Source organism: Hymenobacter sp. BT559, assembly GCF_016427535.1.
Taxonomy (GTDB): Bacteria; Bacteroidota; Bacteroidia; order Cytophagales; family Hymenobacteraceae; genus Hymenobacter.
In genome coordinates, this window is record NZ_JAELXV010000002.1 from 193,146 (window position 1) to 206,391 (window position 13,246).

The 13,246-nt window shown below is 59.9% G+C and carries 2 protein-coding genes; both read right to left on the reverse strand.

Annotated elements, in window-relative coordinates:
* Positions 1 to 433 precede the first annotated feature (433 nt).
* Positions 434 to 9,640 (reverse strand): T9SS type A sorting domain-containing protein, encoded by a 9,207-nt coding sequence (locus JAO77_RS07425; RefSeq protein WP_198989705.1) that lies wholly within the window; start codon positions 9,638 to 9,640, stop codon positions 434 to 436.
* A gap of 765 nt (positions 9,641 to 10,405) precedes the next feature.
* Positions 10,406 to 13,192 carry a 4-alpha-glucanotransferase gene (locus JAO77_RS07430; protein WP_198989706.1) on the reverse strand — a complete coding sequence of 929 codons (2,787 nt, stop codon included), beginning with the start codon at positions 13,190 to 13,192 and terminating at the stop codon, positions 10,406 to 10,408.
* Positions 13,193 to 13,246 lie beyond the last annotated feature (54 nt).

The following is a 13,246-nucleotide window of genomic DNA, read 5'->3' on the forward strand; positions in this document are numbered from 1 at the left end:
ATTTGCAATAAAAGGACTTCTGCAGAGGTAGGGTTTGGAGAGTTTTTATAACACAGCAAAGATATTATTTTCTGCTTTTTTACAATATGCGTAACCTTTATAAAGCCCCTATTCGCTGGTTGCAATACAGTTAATAGCTTATAAGCCCTGTAAACGCATATTATTTTTTTTTAAATTTTATTGGCCAGCTTTTTTGATGTATGAATCATGTACAATATTCTAATTATTTATTTAATTATTCTAATAACAAGCGTGTTTTTTTATTTTTACAAAATTGTATTTTTATAATAATAAAATTTATTATTTATTGTCGAGCTAGATGCTCCATACCTATATGATTGCGATGGTCCCGGCTAAAAACTGAGAGGCACACATAAAAAAAGACTCCCCTTCTGCAAGGGGAGTCTTTTCAAAAACTGCGAAAGCAGTGCTGTTATTCCTTTACCAGACGTAGTACTTGGCGCACAGCCGTGCCATCGGCTAGCTGACCAGTTACTAGCACTTGGTAAGTGCCAATAGCCAGGTCGCTGATGGATAGCGGCTGCGGCAGGCCACCACCTAGGGTAGCGGTGCGCACCGTCCGGCCCGTAGCATCGAGCAGTAGAACCTGATACGTGCCCGTGGTGGGCAGCGCGCTCAGGTCGAGCGTGGTGCTGGTCTGGGCCGGGTTCGGGTACAGGCTCAGTGCTAGGCGGGTAGCTAGCTGCTGGAACTTGACCGTGCGCAGGGGCGAGTAGGTGGCGGTGCCATCGTGGTCGACCTGACGCAGGCGGTAGTACACCGGGCCGCTAGCCTTGGCCGCTACGTTGGCATCATTGAAGGCGTAGACCGTGGCCGACGTAGTCGTGCCCTGACCAGCGACTTGGCCAATCTTAACGAACGTAGTGCCGTCGAAGCTGCGCTCGACCTCGAAGTGGTCGTTGTTCTGCTCTGAGGCCGTGTGCCAGCTCAGCTGGGCGTCGCGGTTCTGCACGGCCTGGGCCGTGAAGTCGGTCAGCACCACCGGCAGCGGCGTGGCACCTAGGGCAAATGTCACGGGTACGGTGCTGGCACCGCCGTTGGCATCGGTCGTAGTTACCTGCAGCGAGTAGCTGGTGGTACGCGTCAGCTGAGGCAGCGCACTAGCGTCGCTCACGTAGATGCGGCCGGTAGCCGGGTCAATGCTTACGCCGGTGGGCAGTGTGCCCGAAGCGAGTACGGCGTTGGCTAGGCCGTTGGCAGACCCGGCCAGCAGTGCACCTTCGGGGCTGTAGATGCTTCCGTTGCTGCTGTAGACAGCCGCGTTGGGGTCAACTGCCTGGGCCAGTACTTCGCCGGTGCTGTACACGCTCTTGCCCGAGTTGTAGGTAGTGTAAGCCGAGCTCTGGTCCTGCGCCACCGGAATGGTGTAGAGGGCAGTGTTGCTCACAGCCGACCGGTTGTCGATGGCCTGGAACGTGAACGTGGCATTGCCGACGTAGCCTACAGTGGGTGCGAAGTACAAGCCAGCCGCTGGCACATCGCCGATAGAGGCGCGGGTACCATTGCTGAGGTAGAGGACACCCTGGGTGGGGTCGGGCAGGCTCACTATCGCGTACTTGCTCACGGTGCCATCGGCATCGGTAGCGTTGAGCGGCGAGATGAGCAGGCCGCCGGGTGCCTGCTGGTTGGCCGTGTTGCCACGGGCGCTGCGCAGCGTGTTCCAGATGTTTTGTGCCACCGGGGCCTGGTTGGCCTGGGTAGTGGTCAAAGTGAAGTCGTTGTTGTCGAGGTTGCTTTCGCCGGCAGCGGTCACGGTAGCCGTGAGGTCTAGGTTGCCGGTGGCGGGCATCACAACAGTGAACGAGTTGGCTACGGCACCATTGGCGCCGGCCGCCTGGCCACTGATGGCCGGGAAGGTAATTACCCCAGTACCGCTATCATACGAAGCTCCCACAGGCAAGTCGCCTACTATCGAGTTGGCTGGCACCTTCACCGTTTGGGTGGTGCTGTTGGCCGTGGCCGACGAGGTCGAAGGGCCGTTGTTGGTCGTGGTTACCGAGTAGGTGTTCACGCTGCCGGGCTGCGCCGTGGTTGGACCAGCCAGGCTGGTCACTACATCGTAAGCCGGCGTGATGCTCAGCTGGCTACCCGATACGTTGTTGCTCGGGTTGGGGTCAGAGGTATTAGACGAAACTGCCGAGGCCGAGATGGCTAGCGCATTGGCCGGGGTCGTGAGGCTAATCGTGTAGGAGGTCTCGTTGCCGGGTGCTTGGCTATCAATGGTGGGCAGTACTACCTGGCCGGTAGTGCTGTTATACGCATTGGGTACCACTACGCCATTAGCATCGCGCACTACTACGTTGGTCAGGCCAGCCGTCAGATAAGCAGTCGGCATTACTTTGATAGCTGCCGTGGTAGTGCTTAGGTTACTGAATTTCACGGTGTACGAAACCGTGGTGCCAGCCACTGCCGGCGAGGCCGGAGAAGTGATGCTAGTAGCAAGGTCGGCCGTGTTGGTCGTAGCAGGGGCCACACCCGTCGCGATGGCCGACGAGTTGTTACCGGCTACTAGGTCAGTGCTGGTAGTCGAAACCGAAGCCGTACCTCTGAGCTGGCCATTGGCCGGGCTGCTAGGCATGGTGAAGGTTACCAGGCCCACGCGGCTATCGCCGGCGGCTAGGTCGAAGCTCGGGAAGGTCACGAGGCCAGTAGTGGCATTGTAGGTGCCGCCGCCCGTGATAATCACTCCGTTGTTGCTGCTGCCATCGGGGTTGGTTACTACCGTGCCCGTGCCGCTGAGGCCGGCCGGCAGCTGTAGGGTGGCTTGCACGGCGCTGGCGTTGCTAGGTCCGTTGTTGGCCGTGGTCACGGCGTAAGTTATGGCGTTGCCGGCTACAGCGGTGGCTGGGCCATTCAGGTAAACGGCTACGTCGGCGGCGGGGCTCACCGTAGTGCGCACCAGCGACGAGTTGTTGGTCGAGGCCACATCGGTGGTGCCGCTGCTTACGTAGCTGCTCACCGAGAAGCTCTGGGCCGGGGCCGCAAACCAGATGCTGTATACCTGGGTGCTGCCTGCCGGCGCGTTGGCCACGGCCGGGAACGTAACCAGACCAGTAGCGGGGTTGTACGCGTTGGTGATAACGTTGCCGTTGGCATCCTGCACGAGCACGTTAGTGAGGCCAGCGGGTAGCTGGGCCGTTTCGACGGCCGAGGTAGCCGAGCCAGTGCCTTGGTTGGTGAAGGTAGCGGTGTAGCTAACTGTCTGGCCCGCAGCCGTGGCGCTAGGTCCGGTAATGCGCGCCGTCATGTCAGACGTCGTAACCACTTTCACAACTACCGACGACGAGTTATCGGCCGGCACGGGGTCACTACTATCGGTGCTTACCGAGGCCGTAGCCAGCAGCTGACCGTTGTTACCGGTATTAGCTGGCACTGTTACCATCAGCTTGTCGTAAGTGTACGAGCTGCCGCTGGCCTGGGAGGCAAGCGTCGGGTAGGTAAGTACCCCCGTGGCGGCATCATAAGTAGTGGTGCCCGCGGCCGTCACAAACGTGATGATGTTGCCCGCCTGCGTACCGCTCACGCCGCCTACCGTCAGCGTCGAGCTGCCCGGGTTAGCGAGCGAAGACGTGAGGCCCGGCAGCAACTGCACGCGCTCTACTACATTATTAACCGAGGTCGTGTTCAGAAAGCCGTTGTTAAACGACGTTACCGTGTACGTAACCACCGAACCGGCCCTCACTATCGTGGCATCGGCCGTGATGGTCGTGCCCTCGTTGGTTTTGGCTAGGGTAGTGTTGGTTACGGTCATCGGCGTGCTGGTGGTGCTGCCGTTGAGGTAGGCCGTGTTGTTGGCTGTGTTCGTGTCGCCGCTCGTAGGGGCTATTACGGCCGAGGGAGCGAAGTTGGCGGCGGGGGCGCTGAAGCTGATGCTGTTAACCACCTTTTCGCCGTTGGGCAGGTTGGTCAGGGCCGGGAAGGTAACCGTACCAACTTTCTGGGTCGAATTATAAACGTAGGTGCCCCCGTTGGTGATGTAAACGTCGGTCAGGGGTGCGTCTGACGGGATGAGAACCGTCTGCGAAGCTACCGGGGCGCTGTTGGGGCCGTTGTTGGTCGTGGTCACGTACAGCATCGTGGGCGAGCCCGCAATGGTAGTGGCCGGGCCCGTGAGGGTGGTTGCCAGGTCAAACTGAGCGGGCATCACGGCCGTCATTGCGTTGTTCTGCGTCAGGCCGGCCTCGTTGGTCGTCGTGCTCACGCTGGCCGTGGCCACTACGGGCGTCTGGCTGCTGGTGAGGTTGTAGGTGATGGTCGAAGTGAGTGGGCTGTTGGCGGCAATGCTCGTGGGCGAAGTGTTATATACTACTAGGCCGGTCGTCGCATTGTAGTAGCCGTCAGATACGGTCACGCCGTTATTGCTGCTGCCATCGGGGTTGGCGCTAGGGGTAGCCGAGCCCGTGAGGCCAGCCGGCAGCTGTACCGTGCGCACTACGCCATCGGCCGTTTGCGGGCCGCGGTTGTTGAACGTCACCGTGAAAGTGCCGATAGTGGGCGTGGCGCTTGCCGTAATGGTAGCGACTACATCGGCAGTAGCTATCGTGTTCAAGGCCAGAGTGCTGGTGTTCGGGGCAGTGTTGCTGCCTTCGGCTACGGAGGTGCTGGTAGTAGCCCTCAGGTTCGAGGCACCCGTGGTCTCAGGAGCCGTGAAGTTGAACATTACAACGCTGCGGGCATCGCTGGCCAGTGAGGCGAGCGGCCCAAAGTCGATGACGCCGGGCGTAGCAAACGATAGGTTTGCGTTGGGGTAAGCTGCACGAATGGCGTCTTGCTGAGCCTGCGAAACCGTAGCCCCGCTGGGCAGCGTCACAATGCGGCTCACGTTGGTAGCCGGGTTGGGGCCTTCGTTGGTGAAAGTGGCCGTGAAAGTGCCCGTAGGCTGGCCGGCGTTGAGCGTGGTAGGTCCGCTTAGGGCTACCGTCACGTCGGCCACCGCAGTTACCGTCGAGCTGAAAGCTGCCCTGTTGTTAGCCGTTTGACCCAGCTCCTGGGTGGTTGTCGAAGTAGTGCTTTCCGTGCTAGCAGTACCTAGGGTAGTAGGTGCCGTGTACGCAAACGAGTAAGAGACCGAGTTGCCGCTCGGCAATTGGGCCAGCGTGCCAAAGTCAATGGTCGTGATGGCGCTGGTGCCCGAGCCCGTGGTTGTGAACGTAGTGCCGGGGTATGCTGCTACAATGGCTGCCTGCTGGGTAGCCGTGAGGCCGGCCCCTGTGGGCAAGGCTACACGCTGGGCCACCGAAGTAGCCGAACCCGCACCAATGTTGGAGAACATCACCGTGAAGTTGCCGGTGGGCTGGCCCGCGCTTATCGAGGCCGGGCCCGTGATAGTCGTCGCTACATCGGCCACGCAGTTGGCGCCTGCCGTGCTGCCCGCAATGCTGTTGCTGATGCCAGTATTGGTTACGCCACCTAGGCCAGCCGCGGCGCCATAAGCTACGCGGGTATTATTTGTCGCCACTGTAGTGCCATTAGCGCCACCGGCAGCACTTAGCGTAGCCGTTACGCCACTGGTGGTGAAGATAACGCCGCCGCCGCCGCCGCCGCCAGGTCCGTGGGGGCCTGAGGTAGTAGCCGGGTTAGTGTTGCCACCTGTACCGCCGTTAGCGTTCAGGGTTAGCGTGCTAGTGCTGCTGGCCGTAATAAGGATGGCCCCACCTGCGCCGCCGCCGCCGCCGCCATCGTCAACTGTACTGCTGTTGGCGTCGCCACCATTGGCCAGGATAGTGCCCGTGCCCGTGATGGTGCCCGAGCGCAGCAGTACAATGCCGCCGCCCGCAGCGCCGCTGCTAGCCGGGCCGTTTGCCGGGGTGCCCGAGTTATTGTTGGTAGTGCCAGCACCACCGCCGCCGCCCATTACCAGGCGCGAGCTAGTAGCCACGCTGAAGCTAGCGCCCGGCTCACCGCCAATGGCTTGGTTGCCAGAGAAGTTGTTGCCGCCACGGCCGCCGATGCCGCCGTTGGCCCCGCCACCGCCGCCGCTGTTGTCGATGTTGTTGTTACCACCACCGCCGGCGTTGCCAGGAGCACCCCGACCACTAGGGCCACCGGCGTAGCCGTCGATGCCAGTGTCGCTAGTAGCGTTGGTAGCTGCGTCGTTAGGGGTAGCTGGTACATTCACGTAGCGCGGGGTGCCGGCCGTGCCCTCACCTTTTTGGGCGTGGGCATTAGCCGTCGTTGTAGCCACGTAATCATTGTTGGCGCCCGCGGCCGTAGCCTGCGTGCGTCCTCCACCGCCACGGAAGCCGCGGCCCGAAGCGTTGATGGTATTACCACCAAAGTTGGTTTGGCCGGCTACGTCGAGGGCTATAATGCCGCCGATGCTGCCGTTCCAAGGCGTGGCCGTCAGGGTGCCGCTCAAAGTTAGGTTGGTATACTGCGGAATGCGCACCACCTGAAAGCGGCGCGGGCCGGCGGTAGTCGAAGCTGCCGAGCTTACGTAGCTGTTCACCAGCGGCGCGGCTAGGGTCAAGATGCCGCCCGCCGTTGTGATGGGCGTAGTGTTGGTCGCTACTACGTACTCGTACACGCCAGCCTGGAAGTTGGTCGTCAGGTTGCCGCTGGCGCCGCCGCCGGCCACGCCGTCGCCGTAGGCGTCGGTGTTGGTGGAGTTAATGTCAGCGCCCTGCATCTGAATCACCAGCAGTAAATCGCCGGCCGAGATGTTGTTAGCTGCCGCCCCGCTACCTAGGGTGCCCGTACCAATCGTGATGCTGGTAGCACCTTGCGCGGCCGAGGCCGTGCCAGGGAAATAAGTGTTGGGGTTAGAGGCCAGCGTGGGCGAGCCGTCTTTGCCGGGGTTAGCGCAAGCCGCGGGGGGCGGCACGGCCGATACTGGGATAGAGTAGGTGGTGCTGTTCGACGCGATGTTAGCGTCGTCGGTAGCCAGGTAGTTGAACGTGGACGTGCCTACGAAACCAGCAGTGGGGTCAAACGTCAGCTGGCCTGCCTGAGTCGGCGTTAGCACTAGGCCTGGGAAGTTGGTCGTATTCAGCAGCACACCGTTCACGTACAAAACGCCTTCGGTAGCCGGGGGTAGGGCCGCAATAGTGTACGACTTGATAGTGCCATCAGGGGCCGTTCCGTTGAGGCTGCTGATAGGCAGCTGAGCCGAGGCGTTTGACATGCTAGCCACCGTTACGGGGCTGGCCGTGGGGGCCAGGCGGCACCAGGTCATGTTCTCAATACCGATAACCTGGAAGCCAGGGTCGGCTACGGTGCCTGATACGCCATTGACGTACGTAATGGTGAAGGTGTTAATAGCGCTGGGGAAGGAAACCGTTACGGTACCATCTACTGGGCTATCGGTGGTGGTCTGGCCGGTAGCCGTGGCGCCGCTGATAGTCACTACGCCCGCGCTGGGGTTTTCCGCCGACAGGTAAGGCGTTACGCTGGTGCCATTATTAGCCCCAGCAAATGTCACAACGTCGATGAAGTTGCCCGCTGCGCCGTCGATGTCTAGGATGCGCGTGGTGAAATTGGATACTGCCCGCGAAAAGGTGAAGGTTACTTTCGAGGTGCGGCCTGTGCCCGAGTAGTCATTAGACCACCCTAGGGCATTTACTGTGTTTACCGAGCTAATCTGAAATGCAGAAGCTGGGTTGGTAGCGTCAGCCGAGTAAGCACCCGAGCTGATGGTAGTAGTGGCGCCGGTGGGCACCGCTAGGGCGGCGTGGTTTTTCCAGTCTTCGTTGGCTGGGCGCGAGCCGAAGGCAAACGTGTTGGTGGCTGTGCCGCAGGGGGCCAGATACTGTAGCGGAATAGTGTAGGTAGCCGTGTTGGTCGAGGAGGCCCCCACTTCGTCTACAGCGCGGTAGGTGAAAGTAGTGCTGGTGCCCTGGAAGCTCTGGTTGGCCGAGTAGCGCAGCGAGGAGGCTTGGGCGGCCGTCAGGCTCTGGTTCAAGGCTACGGGAGCGTAGTTGCCGCCTGCCGTGCCATAGAGCAGCGTGCCGTTGGTGGGCAGGCTCGTGATGACATAGGAGGCGATGGTGCCGCCGTCGGGTGTTGAGCCGCTTAAGCTTCTAATGCCGGCCTGCGTGGCTGTGCTCAGCACCGGGGTGGTGGTCACGTTGTTGGCCACCGGTACCGAGCGGCACCAGCTCATTTTATCGATGCCGATAAACTGGCTGGCGGGGTCGGTTACGGTGTTCGGTACGCCGTTGGCGTATGTAATGGTGAGGGTCTTGATGGGGTTGGGGAAGTAGGCTGTCACGGTGCCGTCCACCGTGCTGCTGGTAGCGGTCTGGCCGGTGGCCACGTTGCCGCTCACCGTTACTACGCCCGCACTGGGGTTAGCTACCGACAAGAAGGGCGTAACGCTAGTGTTGCCTGCATTAGCCCCTTCAAATGTTACGACGTCGATGAAGCTGTTCGCCACGCCGTCAATATCCTGCACCTGCACCGCGAAGTTGGATACTTCGCGCGAGAAGGTGAAGGTCACCTTCGAAGTGCGGCCTGGGCTCGTGGTCGAGTAGTCGTTGTTCCACGCCAGCGTATTCGAGTTAACCGTCCCAGTTCGAAGCGTGGAGGCGGTGTTAGGCGTACTAACCGAGTAGTTACCCGAGCTGATAGTGGTGGTGGCGCCGGCGGGCACGGGCTCGTTGGTGCGAGCTGTCCAGTCTTCGCCGGCGGTGCGGGTGCTAAAATCTAGCGTGTTAGTGGTAGTGCCGCAGGCCGCTATAAACTGTAGCGGAATGGTGTAAGTAGCGGCAGGAGAGGTAAGACCCTGGTCGTCTTTGGCCTGGTAGGTAAAGGTGGTGCTGCTACCCGTAAAGCTAGCATTAGGCGTGTAGCGCAGCGAAGAAGCCTGCGCAGGCGTCAGGCTCTGGTTTAGGGCCACGGGGGCATAAGTTGTACCCGTAGTGTTGTAGAGCAGCGTGCCGTTGGTCGGCAGCGAGGTTATCGTATAGCTCAGGATGCCGTCGGCCGTGCCGCTCAGGCTGCGAATGTTGGCCTGCGTCGAGGAGCTGACCACTGTGGTGGTGGTAACGGGCGCGGCAGTGGGCGCGATGCGGCACCAGCTGATGTTGTCGATGCCAATTACCTGGCCCTGAAATTCAGTAGCTGTGGTTACGTTGCGGTACTGCAGCGTGAAAGACGTGATAGTGCCAGGGTAAGTAGCAATAATTGTCGCGTCGTCGGTGGTGGCGTTGTTGCCGCCGGCCGGGATACCCGTGGCCTTGTTGCCCGATATCGCTACGTATTTAGTTACAGCATTGGCCCGGGTCAGGGTTGGCTGTATGTTGGTAGTGGTGCCGTTAGTCGCCGTAAAGGTCACTTCGTCGGTGAAGCCGTTGCTGGGCGTAGCCCCGATACCTAGGAGCCCCCCTGGGTTAGCCGGTACAAACACCGCGTCGATATCTTGCACCCGCACCACTAAGTTGGTCACGGGCCGCGAGAAGGTGTAGGTTACCGTCGAGCCCGTGCTGGCGTTGGCTGCCGAAGCGTAGGTTGTGGTCCAGGCCAGCGTTTGGCCATTTAGTGTGCCGGTTGCCAGTGTGCTGTTGGCATCAGCCGACGAATAGGTCGTGCCCACGCGCGTAAAGGAACTGGCATCGGGCGCGGGCGCACTTGCCCGGTTCCGCCAGTCGCCTGCTACGTAGGCGTTGGTAGTATTAGACACCCGGTAGTCTAAGTTAACCGGGGCGGTGGCGCATGTTTGGGCTTGGGCTGTAGGCGGCCTAAAAGCAGCCCAGCCAAGCAAAAGCATGCTTAGGCGTAAGGATGGTCGCATAGAGTAGGCAGTAGAGTAAGCTAGAATGGAAAAAGGGATAAAATATATTATTTGATTTTCGAGAGAAACATATTTTTCAGCGAGCTAAGTACGACAAAATTAATAATATGAGTATTGAAAAGACACAAAATATATGTCTCAAAAAAAGACATAATTATTAGCTAGATGCAAAATTCATGAAAAAAATATGTGAAAATGTTTAGCATAAATAATTGAAATTCAAGAAAAAAATATACTGCTACTATCGAGTCTAATTTTTAGATTATAATTATGTGATTTATATCATTTTATTAGAATAATTAAAATAATGCTTAGAAAAATAGGGTGCTTTGAGATGAGCATAATTAGCTTGGGAACTGATTGCTAAATTGTATTTTATAAATAAAAGGTTTGTTATTATTGGGGTTTATTAGGTAAAAGGCCATCAGTGTGTTTTAAAACGGCCTCAGGTGCTTAGCTCGCTCTTGCGTATGCACAGCGAGAATTTGGTTAGGCCCAGAAAGTGGGGAGACAGGAATCCGGTGCCGGGGACGCTGGGAAATGCGCTGCGCCCTATAGAGGCGCCAGCAACTGGGCTATTCGCTAGGCGCTAGGGCCAAAAAAAAGGCTACCCGACTGGGTAGCCTTTTTTAACCAAAGTGAGTAGCTGGTATGCTAGTACGCGTGACCGCGGCCGCTTTCTTCTATCAGGGCGCGCAGGGGCTCGTTGAGGCCTGCTGCGTCGTTGAGCTCTTCTAGGGGCACGTGCAGGCGGTACTTCCAGAAGTGCTGCGGGTTGCTAGGCACGTTTATTTGCTCGTCGTGGGGGTTAGCGCGGCGCAGGTGGTTGTCCATGGCCAGCAGGTCTTGCAGCGGGAAGATGGCCCACATGGCCGGCGAGTGCAGGTGCTGCGCAATGATTTCGCGAATTACCCAGGGCTCGGCGTAGTAGGGCGCAAGCTGGCGCCAGTGCCCTAGGGTGGTTTCGAAGAAGCGCTGGGTGCGTACCCGGTCCTCCTCCCACCAGCCGCGCAGGGTGCTCATGTCGTGGCTGCCGGGGCTTACTACCGAGAGGTAGGGGGCCACGGCGGGGTGGCCAAATTCCGTTTCGGGATTGGAGGGCATGCGCTGGATGTTGAGGCCCAGCATGCCGAGCTGCTTCATAACGCCGGGCACCGAAGCGGGCACCATCCCTAGGTCCTCACCCGCAATGAGCATGTTGGTGGCGTAGCGCACGGGCGGCAGCTTCACCAAACCCTGCTCGCGCCAAAACTCCTCGTGGCGGCGGAAGAAGAAATCGACGTAGATGTCATCGTAGAGCCGGCGGCGTGCTTCGTCGCCGTCGAGCTCCTTGAAGCTGTCCGACTTATGCAGCGTGATGCGCGGGTGGTAGTAGTCGTTGCCAGCGGGCACAAAAAGCACCTCGTTGACGAAGTGATACAAGCCGGACCGCACGCGCAGCAGAAATTCTTCGCGCTCGGGATGCAGCTTGATTTCTTCGTTGATGTACGTTTCTATCTGGCGCTGGGTAGCCACGTGGGGCCGCAGCTGAATGGCGCCGTACTCGTCGGCCACCATAAACTCATCTAACACCGCCTGGGCATCGGCGCCGAAGGTGCGCTCGAGCAGGTGCCAGCGGATGTAGGGCTCGCACAAGCGGCCGTAGTCGAACCACCCGAGGCGGCGCTGTATCTCGTCGCGGTGCAGCGGCAGGGCGGGCGAGAAGTGACCTAGGAGCCCCTCGACCGAGTGGGCCGGCATTTCCCAGATGCGGAAAAAGCCCAGGATGTGGTCGATGCGCAGCATGTCGAAGTAGCGCGCCAGGTGGCTCAGGCGCTGCTTCCACCAAGCGTAGTTGTCCTCGGCCATGCGCTCCCAGTTGTAGGTCGGGAAGCGCCAGTTTTGGCCGGTGGTCGAGAAGTCGTCGGGTGGGGCGCCGGCCTGCTGGTCCATGTGGTAGAGCTCGGGCTGCGTCCAAGCATCGACCGAGTGGCGGTAGATGCCGATGGGTAGGTCGCCCTTGAGCACCACGTGGCGCTCGCGGCCGTAGTTAACAGCGTCGGTCAGCTGCCGGTCGAGGTGAAATTGCGTAAAAAAGTGCAGCCCAAACTCGTCGAAATCGGGGCCGTGCTCGTCTACCAGCTGCTCGAGGCCGTGCGGCGCCCGAAACTCCTGTGGCCACTCGTGAAAGTCAGCGGTGCCAAACCGGTCGCGCAGGCCCGAGAAGGCCGCGTACGGAACCAGCCACGAGCCCTGCTCTGCCTTGAACTTATGGAAAGCGGGGTCGGCCAAGAACTTGGCCTTTTCCTGCTGGTAGAGCAGCTTCAAGAACTTCCATTTGGCATTCATCACCGGCTCGTAGTCCACGAAGTCCTTGGCGTTGAACTCTTGGCGCAGCTGGGTTAGCTCGGCAGCGGCCTTCTTGTCTTTGAGCTTGGCAATGCCCTCTAGGTGCAAGTACTGCGGGTGCAGCGCAAACACCGAGATGGCCGCGTAAGGGTAGGAGTCAACCCAAGTGTGAGTGGCCGTTGTGTCGTTGATGGGCAACACCTGCACCACACTCATGCCGGTTTTAGCGGCCCAGTCCATGAGCAGCTTCAGGTCGGGGAACTCGCCCACGCCCAGGCCTTGCTCGCTGCGCAACGAGAACACGGGCAAGGCCACGCCCGCCCCGCGCCAGGTCCCGGCGGCGTAGCGGAAGCCTTCATCATCGGCCACGCGCAGGGTGCGGGGGGCGGCGCTGCCGGCGGGCAGGACGCGGTTGTCGCCGGTTTCGAGCTGCACCACCGTTTGAGTGGCAGGGTCCCAGAGGCCATACTTGTACTGTAGCTCGGCTTCGGGGTGTTGCAGGGTCACATCGGCCTGCCAGTAGGGGTAGGCGGCATCCGAAAGCACCACGGGCGGCCCTTGGTCCCAGGCCCCTAGGGCGGGGTCCGAGCCCAGCACGCATACCTGGTGCTCGGTGGCCACGCGCGGCGCGGCCAGGCGCAGGTGTAGGTTGGCGGCTGGCGCCTCGGTTACTACAGGGGCTGCAGCCGCCTTCTTTTTGCCCTTGGCAACCTTCGTGGCAGCTACTTTGGCAGCCGGCGCAGATGCGGGGCGGCGGAAGAGCGCCTTGGTAAAGGCCGAGGTAAAGAGTTCGTTGTCGTCTTGGGCGGGCGCCCGCCAGTAGTCGCGCACATCTAGGTGCTCGTAGCCGGCGGGCAGGGCCAGGGTGCGGTTGTCGCCCCACTCCCACACGGCGCCGCCACCCTCAAACAGCAGCACATACTTATACGAAATAGGGGCCGTAGCCGCCTCGGCGGGTACCTCCACCTCGGCGCTCCAGCGCGTGGTGGCTTCGTCGTAGTGCAGGGGTAGGGCCTGGGCTAACTCCCAGTGGCCCAGCGCCGGCAGCGAGCCGCACAGCACCAAGCGCTGGCCGTAAGTAGTGCGGTAGGGGAGAGAAAAGTGAACAGTCATTGAGGCAAACCAGAGTAAGGGGCGCAAGATACTGCCCCGGCCCTGGGCCCAACT